This is a genomic window from Bradyrhizobium sp. CCBAU 53340 (assembly GCF_015291645.1).
Lineage (GTDB): Bacteria > Pseudomonadota > Alphaproteobacteria > Rhizobiales > Xanthobacteraceae > Bradyrhizobium.
In genome coordinates, this window is the sequence record NZ_CP030056.1 from 945,501 (window position 1) to 963,281 (window position 17,781).

The following is a 17,781-nucleotide window of genomic DNA, read 5'->3' on the forward strand; positions in this document are numbered from 1 at the left end:
TCGCGTTGGTCAGAATGATCTAGGAGAAAAATCGTGTCTCACCATTGCACGGACGGCCAGGGGGCGGTCCGGGATGGTAGCCTGTCCGAGCTTTCGAACGCAGTCGCGATTGTGGCTACGCTCGATACCAAGGGCCGCGAAGTCTCCTACTTGGCCGATATCATCTGTAAGTGTGGCCGCAAGACCGTCCTGATTGACGTCGGCACCTCGAAGATTGCGCCCCGGACGAATCAAGCAGGCGGTCATAGCGTTCGCGTCGCCTCGCCCGCCGAGCTCTTGAAAGAAATCGCCGCAACAACACGCGGGAAAGTTCGCGATCTGCTGGCATCAGGGGCCATCGGCGCGATCGTCGGGGTCGCCGGTGGGAAGGGGAGTGCGGTGTTCGGCGAAGTCGTATCTGATTTGCCTTATGGCTTTCCCAAGCTGCTCGTGAGCAGCGCAAGGCCAGCACTTCTCGCCGAATTGGCGGTCCACAACGACATCATGCTCTATCCGACATTGGTCGATCTCTTCGGGATCAATGCGTTTACCGAGCGGGTCTTGCAGAATGCAGGACAGGCCATCGCCGCCATGCGCTATGCGCCCGCCAAAGCTGCGCGAAAGACGAAGATCGTTGCGATCACGGCCTTCGGAGTGACGACGCCGGCGGCAACTCAGTGCGTTGGGCGCCTCGGCAAGGCCGGGGTCGACGCGATCGTCTTTCCTGCAAACGGGGCGGGCGGCCGCAAGATGGAGCAGCTGATCGCGGCCGGCGAATTCGATGCTGTGATTGATCTGACCACAACCGAACTCGCCGACGAAATCGTGGGTGGCACCGCGAGCGCCGGGCCGGATCGGCTCAAGGGAGCGGCAGAGCAATCAATACCGCATGTTATCGCGCCTGGCGCGGTGGACATGGTCAATTTTGGTGCGCCATCCAGCGTTCCTGATCAATTTCGCGGCCGGCTATTCTACTCCCATACACCGTACACGACGCTGATGCGCACAACCCTCGCCGAGAATACGAGCATCGGCCGGCTTACGGCCCAGCGGCTGTCGTTGGCAGAAGGGCCTGTCATGGTCCTTTGGCCGGCAAAAGGCGTCTCCGACTATGACCGCGACGGCGGCATCTTTCGAGATCCTGATGCGGACCGCGCGTGGCTCGATGCGCTTAAGGACAATCTGCCGCCCAAGGTTACGGTCCGCGAATTGAACTGTCACATCAACGATCCCGAATTTGCGGAGGCGGCTGCGAGATGGATCCTCAAGCAATTGGGCAAGAAGGCTGATGGCGATGCGAATGTTTGAGCGAACCGAAATCCTGGCCAAGATCGCAAACCAGGTGGCGGAGCGAAAAGCCATTCTTGCCGCGGGCAGCAGCTGTGGTCTGGTTGCGAAATGTGCAGTGCTCGGGGGCGCGGACATGCTGGTCGTCTACAGCACCGGGCTGTCGCGCCTAATGGGACTTCCGACCAGCCGGATCGGCGATTCCAATGCGCGCACGCTCGAACTTGCCTCGGAAGTCCGCAACGTCGTTTCTTCGGTGCCCGTGATCGGCGGCATTGAGGCATGGGATCCCCTCCGGCTCGATCTTGATGCCCTGCTCGACAAATTCTGGTCGGCCGGTTTCTCCGGCGTAATCAACTATCCGACCATCTCCACGATGGGCGACAAATGGCGCTATCGCCGCGGGCGCGTCGGACTAGGCTTCGAACGCGAAGTCGAGATGATCGCGGCTGCGCGCAAGAAGGACATCTTCTCGCTTGCCTATGTCGCGAGCCCTGACGACGCCAAAGCGATGGCGGGCGCAGGTGCGGACTGCATCGTCCCTCACGTAGGAGCCACCCGAGGCGGGCTCGTCGGCCATGAGGAAGGACAGCCCATCCAAGAGGCGATCAGGCGCATCAACGACATCAGCGACGCCGCAAGGAGCGTGCGCTCCGATGTGATCCTGCTTTGCCATGGCGGTGCAATCGCGGAGCCGGAGGATACGATCGTGGTGTACCGATCAACGCAATGCGTGGGTTTCGTTGGCGCCTCGTCCATCGAAAGAATCCCGATCGAACGGGCAGTGAAGGCGGCGGCTGAGGAGTTCAAAGCCGTCCCGCTTCCGCGGCATCACTGACGTCAGCTCCAAGAGAACACTCGCAGCGAGGCTCGAATGAATAACCCGATGGGCCAATCAGGCAAGGGAAAGACCGTCGCACTCGCCCGAGAGGGGAGGCCGGAGCACAATTGGGCAACCGACGTTCTCGTGGTCGGTAGTGGTGCGGCCGGGCTTTCGGCTGCGCTCTATGCAGCAAAGGCAGGACTGCGCGTCACTGTCTGCGAAAAGTCGGCGCGGCTTGGCGGCACGACAGCTCTCTCCAATGGAATGATCTGGGTTCCTTGCTCGAACCAAGCGCGCTCGGCGAAGATCGACGACTCGCTTGCGAAGTCGAAGACCTACCTGCAACATGAACTTGGCACATATTACCGGTCAGGCTTTGTTGATGCCTATCTCGAGGACGGCCCGGCTGCGCTCGCCGCCCTTGAGAACGGGACTGAAGTCAAGTTCACGCTGGCCTCGGCCCCCGACTACCATTCAAGCCAGGTCGGCGGAGTCGATAAGGGCCGGGCACTGAGCCCCGCGCCTTATGACGGACGGCTTCTTGGCAGCGACTTCGATCTGATAGGCAATCCCATCCGCGTTGTGCTCGGCGGAATGATGATCTCATCGAGCGAGGTGAGAAGCTTCCTCAATCCGTTTCAATCCTTTGCCTCGCTCAGGCACGTCTTGCGCCGCGTCAGCCGCTACGCGCGTGACCGGCTTGGCCACAGGCGCGGCACCGAGCTCAGCGGAGGCAACGCCCTGATCGCGCGCTTGCTTGTGAGCCTGCGCAAGTACGGCGTCGAGATATGGCCGGAATCCCCGCTCGTAGAGTTGATCAAGGAAGAAGGCCGCGTCACCGGCGCGGTCGTTAAGTCGGCCGATTCCGAGATTCGCGTGCGCGCTTCCCATGGGGTGATCCTCGCAACGGGCGGGTTTGCGCGTAACGCGCAATTGAGAGCCGAGCTCAGTGGCCCCCACCAGCACGACGACACGCTCGCCCATCCCGATGCGACAGGCGACGGCATCTCTCTTGCGACAAGGCTCGGAGCGGCAATCGACAACAATGTTGCCTCTGCCGGCTTCTGGACGCCCGTATCGATTCTGAAGAGCGGCAGTTCCTCGCAAGTCGTTCCCTACGGCTGGCTCGACCGCGGCCGTCCCGGCGTCATTGCCGTGGGGCCAGATGGAAAGCGTTTTGTCAACGAATCCAATTCCTATCACGACATCTGCTTGGCGATGTTCAACGGTGGGTATCCGGCAGACAAGCGGTTCTATTTCATCTGCGACCACGACTTCGTACGGCTGAGAGGGATGGGGCATTTGCTGCCATGGCCATGGACCTTGAGCATCGGGAAATATGCGCGCCTTGGCTACATCAAGGTCGCCCGGACGATTCCAGAGCTTGCGAAGCAGCTGGGATTGGAGTCCGCCGCGCTTCAAAAGACTGTCGAAGAACACAACGCGCATGCGTCTGAGGGGCGCGATCCGCTGTTCAATCGCGGTGAATCGGCTTTCAATCGCACGCTCGGCGATTCGGCCGTGGGCAAGAAGAACCCAAACCTTGGGCCAATCAAAACCGGCCCGTTCGTCGCACTCCCAATCGTTCCGGCAACGCTCGGCACTGCAACCGGATTGGCAACCGACACTTGCGGGCAGGTATTGGACGGTCAGGAAAGGCCAATTCCAGGACTCTATGCTTGCGGCAATGACATGACCTCCCCGATGCGTGGGATCTATCCCGGAGCAGGCATCACCATTGGGCCAGCCATTGTGTTCGCGTACCGGGCCGTCAACAGTATCGTTTCCTCGACGCAGCAAGAGAAAGCTGCTGCCGCTTCGGGAGCGTGATGTCGACTTGGGAATGGCGCGGGCGAGGCGCGTGATAAACCCGGTATTGGCAACAGCTATGAGCGCCGATCCCTAACGTAGCCCATTGCACAGGATTCAATTTTGATGCGTCGTTCGCGCCACGCCAAGATCGTCGCAACCCTCGGTCCGGCCACAACCGAGGCTAACAAAATCCGTGATCTCTATCTTGCAGGCACAGATACCTTTCGCCTGAACTTCAGCCATGGCAGCCAAGACGACCACGCGCGCGCGTTTTCGGCGATCCGCGCGCTCGAGCAAGAGTTCGGCCGTCCCATCGGAGTGCTACAGGATCTGCAAGGCCCGAAAATCCGGATCGGCTTGCTTGAAGAGGGCAAGCTATGCCTGCATGCTGGAGAGAGCGTCCGCTTTGTCCTCGACGGAGCAAGAGGTGGAAAGCAGGCAATCCCTCTGCCGCATCCGGAAATATTTGCAGCTGCGCATCCAGGCCAAAAGCTGCTCATCGACGACGGCCGTGTGCGCCTGAGCGTCGAAAGACCGGGCGATCGCGAAATGGTCGCGCGCGTCATTGTCGGCGGCCCGATCCGCGATCATAAGGGCGTAAACCTGCCGGGGGCGTCGCTCGATATCTCGCCCCTCACCAAGAAAGATCGCGCCGATCTCGCCTTCGGCCTGGAGCTCGGTGTCGACTGGGTTGCGCTGTCATTTGTTCAGAAGCCTTCAGACCTGATCGAGGCGCGGGCCCTCATTGGTGAAGCAGCGGGCCTCGTCGCCAAAATCGAGACGCCCATGGCGCTTGATCGCATCGACGATATCATTCAGTTGTCAGACGCTCTCATGGTCGGGCGCGGTGATCTCGGGGTCGAAATCCCCCCAGAAGACGTGCCTGGCCGGCAAAAAGAACTCGTCCGCGCCTGCCGGCTGGCCGCAAAGCCCGTGATCGTCGCAACCCAAATGCTCGACTCTATGGTGGCGGCGCCGACGCCAACGCGCGCGGAAGCCTCAGATGTTGCGACCGCCATCTATGATGGCGCCGATGCCGTGATGCTGTCAGCCGAATCGGCAAGCGGCGCCTATCCCATCGAGGCCGTCGCCATGATGGATCGCATCATCAGGAGTACAGAGCAGCATCGTCTCTACCGGTCCCTGATTGAGGCCTCACGAGTTGACGAGGAGAATACGCCTCCGCATGCGGTCGCTGCCGCGGGTGCAGATCTTGCAGCCACCATCGAGGCCAAAGCCATCGTCGGCTTCACAGCCAGCGGGACGACCGCGGCCCGCATCTCGCGCAAGCGGCCGCCGGTTCCGATCCTTGCTCTGACGCAGGATGAAAACGTGGCGCGGCGCATGTGCCTGTTGTGGGGCGTACACAGTGTGGTGGCCAGCGATCCCTCTGGCTATGAGGAAATAACCCAGATCGCCGCCGTGGCGGCCCAGCGGGAAGGTTATGCGCGGTCGGGCGACCTGGCGGTGGTGGTTTTTGGCCTGCCATTCGGACATAGAGGCGCGACAAACAATCTCCGCGTGGCTGCCTGCTAAGAAGGACAAGGTCATTTGCCGTGAACCGTCGGGCGAGGCGTCTTGGTTGCGGTCGGGAGGAGGGCGAGGCGTCAAAGATGATCGCGCGCGAGATGCACCGAACTCGGCCCCAGGTCCGGCCAGGAGCTCACATTGCCTGACTTCGAGAGCGGCCTCAGCCTTGCAAATGTCCTTCCATTCTTGGAAGAGAAGCTCTCTGTCGGACTGTGGCGCAGCGACGGCAACGGCCAGATGCAATGGTCCCGTGGCCTTTATGAGCTATTTGGGCTGGATCCGCGTCGAACTACGCCAGCATACGCGGAAATCGAGAAAAGGATTCATCCCGATGACCGCAGCAGCATGCGCTGTTTCGGCGCACGGGAGCTCAATCGATCGTTGCTCGAGGGTGAATTTCGTGTCATCCGTCCGAACGGAACTTTGCGCTGGATCCACGGCCGGGCCGAACCGCTGCTCGATGAGGCCGGCAAACCAGAGTGCATTCTTGGGCTCGCGCGCGATATCACTGAACAGCGCAATCTCTTGGACGCGCTCAAAGTAGAAGCGGAGCGCTACAGGGCATTGGCTGAGATCTGTCGGGGTTTCCCATGGACAAGCAGTAGCGATGGTCGCCTCACTGCAGTTTCCAATGCGCTAGAGACTGCCGAAGATCATGGATCACGTTTCAAGGACTGGATCGGTCTCATCCATGAGGATGACCGCGAGGCAGCTCTAAGAGAGTGGGCGGTCTCGGTCGAGACAGCGCAGCCTTATAACGTCGAATGTCGCTTGCGCCGGCCGGACGGCATCTATCGCTGGCACCAGGGCGCGGCGGTGCCCCTCAAGAACAGCGAGGGTGGCGTTCGAGAATGGCTCGGCACGTGGAGCGACGCACACCATGATATACTCGCGCGGGAGCGAAGAGGGGCCTCAAAGGTCACGGGGAGGCAACTGCGTGCAGCGCGTGGAATGTTAAACTGGTCGGTAAAGGAGCTAGCGGAGCGAGCGGGCGTGTCTTCCGCGGTCATTCGGCGGCTGGAGGAGTACAATGACACTCCCCAGATGTCTGATGAGCTGATGGAAACGTTGCGGAAGACGTTTTCTGAAGCGGGAATCGAATTTACGTTCCCTGTGGTTGGCAAGCCCGGTGTCCGGCCGCGATAGCCGGTGCAGACCCAACGGCCTCTGATGACTACTCCCCAGCTCTCTTTCTCGTCTAGCTACCCCGAAACTTCGGCGAACGCTTCTCAGAGAACGCGTTCATTCCTTCCTGGTGGTCGCAGCCATGGTGAAGGCATAGCGGATTGCCTGCTGCTCGAATTCAATGCCCTATCAAGAAAGGTCTGAAATGTGGCGAGAAGGGCCGACTTGGCGAACTACGATAGAAGCTTGGCGCATCAAGGTCGGAAATGTGTTCGAGAAGGATACGCGAATGGGGGACAACTCGCCAATTCGCGGCTGGCCGATGCGATGGAGAGCTTCGTTGCCGGCGCTGTCAGTCCAGCGCGGCGCATTCTTGCAGACCGATGGCAAGCGCATTGGCAACGAAGGGTTCTTCGTCGAGTCAACGGTCCTGACGGGGACCTCGCCCGAGGCGTGTATCATGAATGAAGAGTCGTTTGGCCGCTCGCGCCAGATCATTGCATTCAAGAGCTACGACGAGGTCGCCGAGGAGGCCAATCGACGGCTTGTGCCTTCGGGGCCGACCGCTTGAAAGCGGTATGGTGTCCATCAAATACCTAGCTTGGCGCTTTCAGAAGTCCCGTTCGGAAACATCAGGGATTCCAGCTACGGTTCGTAAGGCGGGGTGGAAGCAATCGAGGGATATCTCAGTACTAAGTTCGTGATCCGGGCGAGCACCTGATGTGGTCAGAAGCCGTCTCGGACTTGAGCAAATCGAAGAAGGGGCGGTCGGTTCTCGACCACGCGGCCATGGACAATTTTTCGGTAGCTCCTCCTGATATGAATGTGCCGCTCAGGGTGTTTCATGCTTGCAAGTCTCAGTCTTATCTTGCTCTGCCAACTCGCCGGCGAAGTCATCACCCGGGGCCTCGGCCTACCGCTGCCAGGTCCCGTGCTCGGGCTCCTGCTCTTGCTGATTCTGCTGCTTGCCCGTGACAGATTTTCAAGCATCGCTCGAGGCCCACTACGAAATAGCGGCGTGGAAACAGCAAGCAAGGGGCTGCTCAAGCATCTGTCGCTCCTGTTCGTCCCAGCCGGCATTGGCGTCGTGGAAAAGCTCGATCTCCTCGCGACGCACGGGCTCGCTATAATATTGATCCTTGCTGTCTCGGTCATGGTGACTTTGCTTGCGACGGTTCTGACGTTCCGCCTTATCAGTCGGCTGTTCAGCGAGGCACCGTGAAGGACAATCCGTTCTCCCTCTGGGTCTATCTCTCGCAATCCCCGTTGCTTTGGTTGACGGTCACCTTGCTGGTCTATGCAATCGCGGATGCCGTGTCGCTTGCGCTTCGCCGTCATGCCCTTGCCAATCCCGTGCTGCACGCGGTCTGGATCATCGGCGCGTTTCTATTCGCAACTGGCACGCCGTATGCGATCTATTTCGGCGGAGCGCAGTTCGTGCATTTCCTGCTCGGCCCGGCAACCGTCGCGCTCGCGGTCCCGCTATACGAAAATCGCAAGATTGTCCTTGCCTCGATCGTGCCGATGCTGGCAGCGCTCGTTGCGGGCTCGGTCACGGCCGTCTTCTCGATTGTGCTGCTTGCGGAGGCTGCCGGCCTGCCTCGCGAGGTGATCCTGTCCCTTGCCCCGAAGTCGGTAACGGCCGCGGTCGCAATGGGCATCAGCGAAACGCTGCAGGCGGATCCGTCTCTGACGGCAGTCGCGGTCATCCTCACCGGGATCATGGGAGCGACCGTTGTCACGCGATTGATGAACCGTACCGGCATCACCGATTTTCGGGCTCGTGGCTTTGCGGCAGGAATCGCCGCGCACGGGATCGGCACCGCGCGAGCATTTCAGGTGGACGAGGTGGCTGGCGTGTTTTCTGGAATTGCTATGAGCCTAAACGCACTAATCACATCTTTCCTCGTACCGCTAGCGCTCACAGTGCTAATGAGATGAGCGTCGGGTTTTTGTATCGGCTCCGCACTAGCTCGCTATCGATCTTGATGGTTGATAGCGTCACTGGCCCGATCTTCACTGGGCCGGGGCAGTCCACCCTACGCACTCACAGAATAGGTTCCTTGAACCCAATCGCGTAGGAATGGACGCCCCGGCGCTGTGAGCGCAAGTGCGGCTGCCTCCTGAACCGGATATTTGCCACACAAGCCTGCAATTTGAATTTACTACTCGTGGGCAACGATTGGTACCATGCAGCGCCCGACGCCACGGAAGCTGTCGTTGGCTATCGCCCCCGCCCATACGGCCATAGTGCTGGACGCATTTACTCGCCGTCAGGGACGGTTTGCAGGGATTCCGACGGCGACAGTTCCAACTGAAGCTGTCCGATCTTGTCGACAAGTCCTCACGAGATGGCTGAAGGCCTGGAGGTGTCGCGCCATTGCCCGTTTGCCGCCCGGAGTGCACGCACTTCATCGGACTCGCACGAGCCGGAGAGTGACAACTACATCGTCCTCAACAAGGGATTTGATCTTCCATGGCAGAATTGGAAAGTATAAGACCGGCGGGGATATCGCAGGTATGCAGGTATGGCGCGACAATCAGGATGAGAGCGGCGCGTCAATCAAGATGAGACGAGGCGGCCGAGTCAGAAGATAATTGACGCTGGCTGCGGGCTTGGCAAGGCTTGATTGACGCTGCGCGACAATCAAGCGGCATTGCCAGCGTCAGTCACCGCCTTCTCGAGTTCATTTGGAGTGGCGTGAACCGGCGGCCGGCCTGGACCGCGCCTGCGATCGAGAGCAACTTTTCGACGGTAGCTCTCGACGTTCATCTCGAGGATCGTGGCGTGGTGCACCAGGCGATCGATCGCCGCCAGTGTCATCGCCTGATCGGGGAAGATACGCCCCCATTCGCCAAATGGCTGATTGGCCGTGATCAGCAGCGAGCGTCGCTCGTAGCGGGAGGCGATCAGCTCGAACAATACGCTGGTTTCCGCCTGGTCCTTGCTCACATATGTGATGTCGTCGAGGATCAGGAGGTCGTAGCGGTCAAGCTTGGCGATTGCGGACTCCAGCGCCAGCTCGCGCCGGGCCACCTGCAGCCGCTGCACCAGATCAGTGGTACGTGCAAAGAGAACGCGCCAACCGTCCTCGACGAGAGCCAGGCCGATCGCTGCGCCGAGATGGGTCTTGCCGCCGCCGGGTGGACCGAACAGCAGCAGATTGGCGCCGGTCTTCAACCAGACGTCACCGGCGGCGAGCGCCATCGCCTGTGCCTTTGACAGCATAGGCACGCTCTCGAACTCGAACGTGGCGAGCGTCTTGCCGGCGGGCAAACGCGCTTCCACCATGTGTCGTTCGATGCGGCGGCGGGTGCGATCGGCTGCCTCGTGCTCGGCAAGGGCCGCAAGGAAGCGGGCGGCGGGCCAGCCTTCCTTGTCCGACTGCGCGGCGAGCTTCGGCCAGATCGCCTTGACGCCGGGCAGGCGCAACTCATTGAGCAGCAGCTCGACGCGGGCGGCATCGATGGAGGTAGCTCCGCTGGTCATGCTGCTCCTCCCAGGTTCGAGTGGGCCGACACGACGCTGACGGAGGCCAGCTCATCGTAGACGTCGAGCGACGCCAGCTTGACGGCGACACTCGGGATCGAGGCCGCCTCGGGTCGGAAGCGATCGCGCAATGCCGCAAGATCGGGTAACCGTCCGGCATCGAGAGCGGTCGCGATCGCCTCGGCGAGCTCGGCTTCGCAGGCTCGCTCATGGGCCAGAGCCAGAAGCTCGACCGTCACCTTGCAGGCGCGCCGGTCGTCGCCATGCTCCCGCAAGGTCTCGAAGAGGCGCTTGTAAGCCGCGCGCGGGAAGAGCTGATCGCGATAGACGAGATTGACGAGCGCCATCGGCTTGCGCCGCAGGGCATGGATGACGTGCCGATAATCAACGACATGCCCGCCGTGGTTCTCCGACACAGGCCGCCCGCGCCGCAGCGTCCCGACCGGCGTGACGCCGAGGAAGCATTCGAGCCGGTCGTCGAAGATGCGCACACGCAGGCGATGGCCAATCAGTCTTGAAGGCACAGTGTAGAACACGCGCCGCAGGATGAAGCCGCCTGACGACGTCACCGGGATCACCTTCTCCTCGAAGTCGGTCGTGCGGCCTTTCGGCAGTGGCGCCAGTGCTTCCTTTTCGAGCGCGATCCGCTTAGCGAGGTTGGCGTTGCGCCGGCCGACAATCTCGTCGACAAAAGCCCGGTAGGCATCGAGACTGATGAAGTCGCGCGTGCCCCGCAGCAACAGCGCATCCTCCAGCGCTCGTTTGAGATGACCGTGCGCGCTCTCGATCGAGCCGTTCTCGTGTGCAATGCCCGCATTGTTGCGCGTTGGCGCCATGCCGTAGTGGCCCATCAGCGCGGCGTAGCGCTGTGTCAGATCCTCCCGCGCGTCGGCCGCCAGATTGCGGAATGCTGCCGACAGGCTGTCGCTGCGATGCTCCCGCGGAACGCCGCCGAGCGCCCACAGGGCGTTCTGCAAGCCCTCGGCCAGGGCGACGAAGCTTTCGCCGCCGAGCACGACATGGGCATGCTCAAAGCCGGAGAACGCCAGCCGGAAGTGGTAGAGCCGGTGATCGAGCGTCTCACCAGCAATGGCAATGCCGAGCGGGCTTGTATCGGTAAAGTCGGACAGACCCAGACGACCGGGCTCGTGCTCCTGGCGGAAGATCACGTCCTGTTCAGGGCCATTGAGCGCCCGCCAGGCATTGATGCGCCGCTCCAGCGTGCGTCGGATGTTGGGGTTGAGGTCGGGATGCCGACGGCGCAGCTCGTCCAGCACGCCGATCACGCGGATGCCGGGCGCAGCCTTCAGGATCGGAACGATCTCGGCGTCCCAATAGGGCACGAGCGGATCGGACCGTCGCCGGCCTCTCGGCACCTTCTTCTGCGATGGCAGGCGCAAATCGTCCTCGATCCGATACGCGCTCGCTTTCGAGAACCCCGCCTTGGCCGCCGCGGCCTCGGGAGACAATGTCAGTCGGTAGGTCATGTACAGCCTTCTGTGGTTGCCGCCCGCAATGCAAGAAGTTTCTGACCCTTTGGCGTGTGATCGAGTGCGGTCTTCTGTCAGGCCTTCCTTTACGGCATTTTCAGAAGCCGCTGGCCGGTATGGTGATCCGCGGACCAGGTCCAATTCTCATCTCCGAGCACGTCGGCTCTTTGGCTCTAGCTGGTTTCCTGATCCAGATCTGTTCGATCGTTGCGCCCATTCGGGTCGTCGCCTTCTCACACCCCCTTCGCCAACGTCAGGCTATTTCGTGCTGCATGCAGTCATGCCGTCACTGCCTGCGCTGGGTTCCGATAATCCTCCTTCCGGGTGAGCATGGCCCAAATCGTCCGAGCCATCTTGTTCGCCAAGGCGATCGCCACAAGCATGCGCGGCTTCCTCGCCAGCATCTGCGCCAGCCAGGATCCGCTAGGGATCGACTTGCGCCCGAGCCAGTTCAGCCGCGACATCGCCCCAACGATGAGCAACTGGCGAATGTCCGCCTGTCCTTCCTTCGAAACGCGTCCGAGCCTTTCCTTTCCCCCTGAGGAATGTTGCCGTGGGACCAAGCCGAGCCAAGCCGCGAAGTCTCGGCCACGTCGAAAGGCCGCCATGTCGGGCGCGAAAGCCTCGATCGCGAGTGCGGTCAGCGGGCCGACCCCCGGCATTGTCTGCAGCCGCTGCGCCGTGACCGTCCGCGTCGCCAACTTCTTGAGCTGCTCTGCCTTGGCATCGATCCGCTCCGTCTTGTAGGCGATCTGATCAATGAGACTCCGACATTCCTCGCGGACCAGTTCTGGTAGATCGCTGTTCGGATCTTCGAGGATTGCGTCAATGCGTTTAAGTTGTTCGATTCCTTGCGGGATGATATGGCCGAATTCGTAGAGAACAGAACGCAGCGCATTCACCAGATCGGTGCGCTGATGAACAAGGCGCTTCCGAGCCCGAAAGAGCACTGCCCTGGCCTGCTGTTCTTCCGATTTCGGCTCGACGAAGCGCATCTCGGGGCGCTGTGCCGCGATCACGATTGCTTCGGCATCAGCCGCGTCGTTCTTTTGGCGTTTCACAAAAGGCTTCACATATTGCGGAGCGATCAGTTTCACTTCATGGCCGAGCTTGACCATCTCCCGTGCCCAATAGTGGGCGCTGCCACAGGCTTCCATCACCACCACTGCCGATGGGTGGCCCGCCATGAACTTCCGAAACTGAAGCCGCGACAGTTTCTTTCGAAATTTCAAGTGTCCCGCCATTGACGCCCCGTGGAGCTGAAACACATTCTTGGCTAGATCCACTCCGATCACCGTATCCATCAATTTGCCGTCCTCTTCGCTTCGGGGTTCAAACACTGCGTTCTTGGCACATTACGATGCCGTCTGGGGAGGGCGGCAACCATCCCATCTCATCTGGTGGTCGGTGATGTGAAGGCCAGGCAAGGCATCGATTCCCTCTTGTCGAGACGAATCAACAGCTTGCACCAGCCGCACCCAGCCGCCAGACCGGTCCGAAAAACGCGACGCCGATGGGAACGGTCCTCCGGTCGGGCTACGCCCTCCCTTCGGTCCGTCCCCATCCGCGCAGTCTCATCCTGATTGTCGCTAAGGTCTCACCTTGATCGCCGCCGCCCATGCAGGCGAGGAACCATGATCTTATATACCTACTCACGCGAGATTGAGCCGAACGAAGATCGCTGGAAAGACACAGGAATCCAGAGTTTCTTTTTTGCAGAGCTGGAAGAGGTGCGACAGATCGTTCTCGAACTCCGCGAGGAAATCGCCTCGGATGAGGACAAGCAGCCTTCATGGAGTCCAGTTCGCATCGAGCGGATTGAACTCCTCGCTCCGACAACGCAGAACGTCCTGACCCTGCTCAACGAGGGGATCGGACCGCTGATCCGGCGCTATGAAATCGTGGAAACCATTGCTTAAGTCGAGAGCTATCCGGCCAATTCACACCCGCGCAGTTGGCAGCCTCCCTTTTTTTGCAGTCGCGTTGCAACGACTGTTCGCCAGATCGGTGAAGTAAAACTCTAGTGTCCTGAGTCACAAGTTCGCAATCGTAGATTCGCATTAGATTCGCGTCGCTGTGCCAAAGATGGCGGCAAACAGCGACGGAGTCTCCGATGGCGGTCCAGCAACTTGCCCCCCTGATATTGAGCGATGACGAGCGCGCCGAACTGACGTCGCTGACGAAGCGGCGGAAGACGGCGCAGGCGCTGGCTTTGAGAGCCCGGATCGTGCTGACCTGCGCGGAAGGTGGTCAGAACAAGGACGTGGCGGCCAAGCTAGGCCTGGAGCGGGGCACAGTAGGCAAGTGGCGACGACGTTTTGTGGAGCAGCGCGTGGCCGGGCTGCATGATGAGCCGCGCTCCGGCGCGCCTCGCACGATTGACGACGCCCGCATCGAAGCCGTGATCGTGAGAACGTTGGAGAGTTGCCCTGAGAACGCCACTCATTGGAGCTCCCGGGACATGGCGAAGGCGAGCGGCCTATCCGTATCGACGGTACAACGCATCTGACGGGCCTTCGGCCTCCAGCCGCACCGGATGGAGACGTTCAAGCTCTCGACCGATCCGAACTTCGTGGCCAAGGTGCGCGATGTCGTAGGCCTTTACGTCTCGCCGCCGGCACACGCCATCGTTCTGTGTGTAGACGAAAAGTCGCAAATCCAGGCGTTGGACCGCAGTCAGCCGATGTTGCCAATGCGTCCCGGCCAGCCGGCCCGAAGGAGCCACGATTACAAAAGACACGGCACCACATCGCTGTTCGCCGCCCTCGACATTGCGACCGGACGGGTTATCGGCAAGTGCTACGGACGGCACCGTGCCGCCGAGTTCCGCAAGTTCTTGGACGAGATCGAGGCCGCTGTGCCCCGCCAACTCGACGTCCATCTCGTCATGGATAACTATGCCACCCACAAGACTCCGCTGATCCGGAAATGGCTGGCTAAACGGCCGCGCTGGCATGTGCACCTGACCCCGACCAGTTCGTCATGGCTCAATCAGGTCGAGCGCTTCTTCGCGCTTCTTACCGATAAGAAGATCAGGCGCGGCGTCTATCGCAGCGTAGCCGCCCTCAGGGCAGACATCGCCTCATTCATCGAACGACACAACGCCGATCCGAAACCGTTCCGATGGACCAAATCCGCCGACGACATCCTTGCTTCCATCGAGCGCTTCTGTCGTTACAGCGCCCCGGAAAAACAAGACCCGATGTTGCGAACTTCTGGTTCAAGACACTAGGATAAGACCTCCTTCAACGCTTCGGCCAACCTCGTCATCGTGTGGATGTCCGGCGACCGTCTTAGCAACCAGACATCACAGGCATGAAATAGCCCCGTTAGAGGCCGGACAACGCGGAAATTCTGACACGGAACCGCAGCGCGACGCCAACAGAGCCCCCTAAATTGATTCCTCCCATGATCGAGCGCTTTGTGGCGACCGACCGCGCCTTGCGATGTCCCCAGCGAAGTGACACTCATTCCGTCCCTCGAGCGGCCGAGAGATCCGGTTAGCGCTCGCGAAGCAGGTCGAGCAACCTGCGCAGCGATGAACTACCTTTTAAATCAACAGCTTAGAAGGCGTTGGGGCGCAGAGTCGCCATTTCTGATCAGTTATGCAGAGGCTCTCGGAATTTCCTGTTCTACCAAACGCAACAATCGGGTGTTGCGTATCCCCGCAACTAACGGTTCTTGCGAAAGGCAGACACTCAAAAGCTCGGCTTCGGAATGGACGCAGGGCTTCTGTTCGCGGCGAGCCGGCGCAACCCATCACCGTTCAATTTCCGATAAATGTCGGCTGCCGACTTGTGGTGAACGCCAGGGCGCTTTCAGCGCATCTTGCGTGCTTAAGAGGAAACCGATTGAACAACTGCTCTACTCGGGGCCGTTGGTAACGCGACGTCCCTGGTGCGAACGGCAAGTTCCTTTGACTTCGCGTGATCGACGAGCGAGCTTGAGAGGCTGGCGACGCCATGGGCACGACACGCCCCTCCTGTGGATCGTCAGCCCGAGCACAATCGAGCTTTACAACGGCTTTGGCCGGCCGCTTGCACAAGGCGATGCGGAAGCTAACCGACTCCACACGTTCAAGATCATCGCTAGCGAGCTAACCGCGCTGGACGAACTCGCCGGGCGCCTCGCAATGGAGAGCGGCCAATTCTGGCTTCGAAACGATTCCATCAATCGGAAGAATACCGTCGATCAAAGGCTTCTGTCCGATCTAAGCGCTCTCGAGCGGGACCTCGTCGCTGATGACCTAGAGCGAGGCATCGCTCAAGGTCTAATCGGCCGAGTAATATTTACCCAGTATCTCGTCGACCGCGGTATCGTAGATAAGCGCAAGCTCAAAAAACATTGCGGCGAAGACACGTTGCCTGACGCCTTACGCAATACGACGTCTTCGCACGCGTTATTTGCATGGCTTCGCGCCACGTTCAACGGAGACATGTTTCCAGCCTCCATGCCAATGAGCCGCTTGCGCCATAAGCACTTTGTTCGGTTGCGGACTTTCTCGAAGCCATTGACCCGGAGACTGGGCAGCATTCGCTATTTCCATACCGCTTCGATATCATCCCCGTTGAGCTGATTAGCTCGATCTACGAGCAGTTTGCTCACTCACACAACGACAGCTCACGCGGCCCCCGACACTAGCGCACGAAAGTTAGGTGTTCACTACACTAGACTTCCCGTCGCCTCCCTCTCGGCGGTGAGTGTCGCGGTCAGTTTGGCGGGCTCCAACGCGGCAATGAACGCCCGGGTGATGGCGTCATCGACCTGAACGCCGCCGATATTGAGGCAGTAAACGCCTCGGTTCTCGACCAGCACTTTGCCAGCACAGTGATAACCTGGCGAAGAATTGCGTCCGCGATAGTGGGTGTGCAGGCGGCGGCCGCAATGGCCGCAACTGACAAGACCTTGCAGGAGGGCGTTGCCCTCTCTCACGGCGCCGCCGCCCTTGTGCGGCTGGGGTCGCGTGTTCGCGGCGAGACGTTGCTGATTTGCTTCATAGGTCTGCCAGTCGATGAACCCTGGATGATGCTCGGGGATGAGAACCTGCCATTGGGAACGCGGCAAGAATCGAATCCGCCTCTTGCGGGCACCAGTGCTAAAGAGAATCGTCTCTTGACGCGTTTTGCCATAGATATAGGCGCCGACATAGACGGGATTGGTCAAGACCTGGTGGATGGCGGTGTAGCTTGCCTCGACCCAACGGATCTGGGCACGGGCGTGCAGCTGCAGCGGGAACGTGAGCCCCTCGGAACGAAACCAGAGCCAAACGCGACGCGCCGATCCCATCTCGGCAAAGCGTGCAAAAACACTGCGAATGGCGATGACGACAGCTTCGTCAGGATGGAAGCGGACCTCGCCATCAGCCTCGCCCCAGACGAAGCCGACCGGCAGCCCGCGGCGCAGTTCACCCCGCGCCGCCTTGTTGCGGATTCGCCGTTGAGGCGAGCCCGCAGCACGTGCAGTTCGGCTTCGCTCATCGTGCCTTTGAGCCTCAACAAGAGGCGATCGTTGAAGACGGCCGAATGATAGATGCCGTCGGCATCGCCGATCAGCGTGTCGGTAAATCCGGCCAGATCAATCAGGCGGTACCATTCGGCGTTATTGCGCGCGAGCCGCGAGACTTCGAGACCGAGCACCAGGCCCACGCGCGCGAGCGCCACTTCGGCGGTGAGGCGGGCAAAGCCCGAACGCGCCACCGAGCCCAAACCGGAGAGGCCAAGATCCTCGTCGATAACGATGATGCGTTCATCGGGCCAGCCGAGGTCACGCGCTTTGCCGGCAAGCGCATATTGCCGGTCGGTTGATTCGCGGTTGTGCTCGACCTGTGCGGCGCTGGATTGGCGCAGATAGACGAAAGCCTGTCGAGAGAGATGACTTGACGTAATCTTGACGCGCTCACTCATCGCTTGCCTCCATCGCCAGGTCGTCCGGGAGCAGGCGTGCAATGAGGCGCGCCAGAATCTCGATTGCCGCCATGCGGGCGGCTTCGTCGATTTGGTCCCACGCTGCTGGCGCGCTTGGTGGAACATCGGGCTGATCGAAAAACTCCAGGTTCAATTGCATGGCGACTCTCCTTGCACGGCGCCGACTCGGCACCCCCGATGCAAAGAGCGTCGACGAGCTTGCGCAAGTGGAGCAAATCACCGAGCCTGCCGAGATCGTGGACAGCGTCATCGGTCGGCGGCGTGCCTCCAAGCGGCTCAACCTTCCAATCGGTCCAACTCGCCGGAATCAACGACCGACTG

The 17,781-nt window shown here is 60.6% G+C and carries 17 protein-coding genes and 2 pseudogenes; 12 read left to right on the forward strand and 7 right to left on the reverse strand.

What is annotated here, in order from left to right; genetic code table 11:
- Positions 1 to 33: 33 nt before the first annotated feature.
- The 8 genes from XH89_RS40955 to XH89_RS40990 all read left to right on the forward strand — a co-directional run bounded on the left by XH89_RS40955 (position 34) and on the right by XH89_RS40990 (position 8,497).
- Positions 34 to 1,287, forward strand: a complete 1,254-nt coding sequence (locus XH89_RS40955) for a Tm-1-like ATP-binding domain-containing protein (protein ID WP_232995598.1) — start codon at positions 34 to 36, stop codon at positions 1,285 to 1,287.
- Entirely contained in the window at positions 1,280 to 2,104 is an 825-nt protein-coding gene (locus XH89_RS40960) for a phosphoenolpyruvate hydrolase family protein (RefSeq protein WP_237867295.1), read from the forward strand. The genes XH89_RS40955 and XH89_RS40960 overlap by 8 nt, the downstream gene beginning before the upstream one ends.
- Before the next feature lie 36 nt (positions 2,105 to 2,140).
- The gene (locus XH89_RS40965) at positions 2,141 to 3,919 is read left to right on the forward strand and encodes an FAD-dependent oxidoreductase (RefSeq protein WP_128929737.1); all 1,779 of its coding nucleotides are present in this window, start codon (positions 2,141 to 2,143) and stop codon (positions 3,917 to 3,919) included.
- Positions 3,920 to 4,024: 105 nt separating this feature from the next.
- Positions 4,025 to 5,437, forward strand: a complete 1,413-nt coding sequence (gene pyk / locus XH89_RS40970) for a pyruvate kinase (RefSeq protein WP_128929736.1) — start codon at positions 4,025 to 4,027, stop codon at positions 5,435 to 5,437.
- Between the two features lie 132 nt (positions 5,438 to 5,569).
- The gene (locus XH89_RS40975) at positions 5,570 to 6,577 is read left to right on the forward strand and encodes a PAS domain-containing protein (protein WP_128929735.1); all 1,008 of its coding nucleotides are present in this window, start codon (positions 5,570 to 5,572) and stop codon (positions 6,575 to 6,577) included.
- A gap of 268 nt (positions 6,578 to 6,845) precedes the next feature.
- Positions 6,846 to 7,127 carry an aldehyde dehydrogenase family protein gene (locus XH89_RS40980; protein WP_164934311.1) on the forward strand — a complete coding sequence of 94 codons (282 nt, stop codon included), beginning with the start codon at positions 6,846 to 6,848 and terminating at the stop codon, positions 7,125 to 7,127.
- Positions 7,128 to 7,400: 273 nt separating this feature from the next.
- Positions 7,401 to 7,778: a CidA/LrgA family protein gene (locus XH89_RS40985; protein ID WP_128929733.1), complete on the forward strand. Its 378-nt coding sequence runs from the start codon at positions 7,401 to 7,403 to the stop codon at positions 7,776 to 7,778.
- Positions 7,775 to 8,497, forward strand: coding sequence for an LrgB family protein (locus XH89_RS40990; RefSeq protein WP_128929732.1), 723 nt, complete (start codon positions 7,775 to 7,777; stop codon positions 8,495 to 8,497). The genes XH89_RS40985 and XH89_RS40990 overlap by 4 nt, the downstream gene beginning before the upstream one ends.
- A gap of 706 nt (positions 8,498 to 9,203) precedes the next feature.
- On the opposite strand, the gene istB is transcribed toward XH89_RS40990, so the two are convergent.
- The 3 genes from istB to XH89_RS41005 form a co-directional block, all read right to left on the reverse strand.
- Entirely contained in the window at positions 9,204 to 10,046 is an 843-nt protein-coding gene (gene istB, locus XH89_RS40995) for an IS21-like element helper ATPase IstB (protein WP_128955095.1), read from the reverse strand.
- On the reverse strand, positions 10,043 to 11,533 hold the full coding sequence (istA, locus tag XH89_RS41000; protein ID WP_128929730.1) for an IS21 family transposase: 1,491 nt from the start codon (positions 11,531 to 11,533) through the stop codon (positions 10,043 to 10,045). The genes istB and istA overlap by 4 nt, the downstream gene beginning before the upstream one ends.
- Before the next feature lie 281 nt (positions 11,534 to 11,814).
- On the reverse strand, positions 11,815 to 12,840 hold the full coding sequence (locus XH89_RS41005; protein WP_164934317.1) for an IS110 family transposase: 1,026 nt from the start codon (positions 12,838 to 12,840) through the stop codon (positions 11,815 to 11,817).
- A gap of 330 nt (positions 12,841 to 13,170) precedes the next feature.
- On the opposite strand from XH89_RS41005, the gene XH89_RS41010 reads away from it, so the two are divergent.
- From XH89_RS41010 to XH89_RS41025, 4 genes and pseudogenes are all read left to right on the forward strand, one after another.
- Positions 13,171 to 13,455 carry a hypothetical protein gene (locus tag XH89_RS41010; protein ID WP_128929728.1) on the forward strand — a complete coding sequence of 95 codons (285 nt, stop codon included), beginning with the start codon at positions 13,171 to 13,173 and terminating at the stop codon, positions 13,453 to 13,455.
- A 194-nt stretch (positions 13,456 to 13,649) separates the two neighbouring features.
- Positions 13,650 to 14,768 (forward strand): annotated as a pseudogene (locus tag XH89_RS41015) (IS630 family transposase).
- A 122-nt stretch (positions 14,769 to 14,890) separates the two neighbouring features.
- Positions 14,891 to 15,040, forward strand: coding sequence for a DUF2274 domain-containing protein (locus XH89_RS41020; protein ID WP_232995654.1), 150 nt, complete (start codon positions 14,891 to 14,893; stop codon positions 15,038 to 15,040).
- A gap of 439 nt (positions 15,041 to 15,479) precedes the next feature.
- Complete coding sequence (locus XH89_RS41025) at positions 15,480 to 16,112, forward strand: hypothetical protein (protein WP_128929727.1); 633 nt, start codon at positions 15,480 to 15,482, stop codon at positions 16,110 to 16,112.
- Positions 16,113 to 16,198: 86 nt separating this feature from the next.
- On the opposite strand, the gene XH89_RS41780 is transcribed toward XH89_RS41025, so the two are convergent.
- The 4 genes and pseudogenes from XH89_RS41780 to XH89_RS41035 all read right to left on the reverse strand — a co-directional run bounded on the left by XH89_RS41780 (position 16,199) and on the right by XH89_RS41035 (position 17,599).
- The gene (locus tag XH89_RS41780) at positions 16,199 to 16,468 is read right to left on the reverse strand and encodes a zinc ribbon domain-containing protein (RefSeq protein WP_232995653.1); all 270 of its coding nucleotides are present in this window, start codon (positions 16,466 to 16,468) and stop codon (positions 16,199 to 16,201) included.
- A 96-nt stretch (positions 16,469 to 16,564) separates the two neighbouring features.
- Positions 16,565 to 16,795 (reverse strand): annotated as a pseudogene (locus XH89_RS41785) (recombinase family protein); the annotation flags it as partial.
- The gene (locus XH89_RS41790; protein WP_232995596.1) at positions 16,696 to 17,439 is read right to left on the reverse strand and encodes a recombinase family protein; all 744 of its coding nucleotides are present in this window, start codon (positions 17,437 to 17,439) and stop codon (positions 16,696 to 16,698) included. The pseudogene XH89_RS41785 and the gene XH89_RS41790, both read right to left, overlap by 100 nt.
- Positions 17,432 to 17,599, reverse strand: coding sequence for a DUF2309 domain-containing protein (locus XH89_RS41035; RefSeq protein ID WP_164933827.1), 168 nt, complete (start codon positions 17,597 to 17,599; stop codon positions 17,432 to 17,434). The genes XH89_RS41790 and XH89_RS41035 overlap by 8 nt, the downstream gene beginning before the upstream one ends.
- Between the last annotated feature and the right edge of the window lie 182 nt (positions 17,600 to 17,781).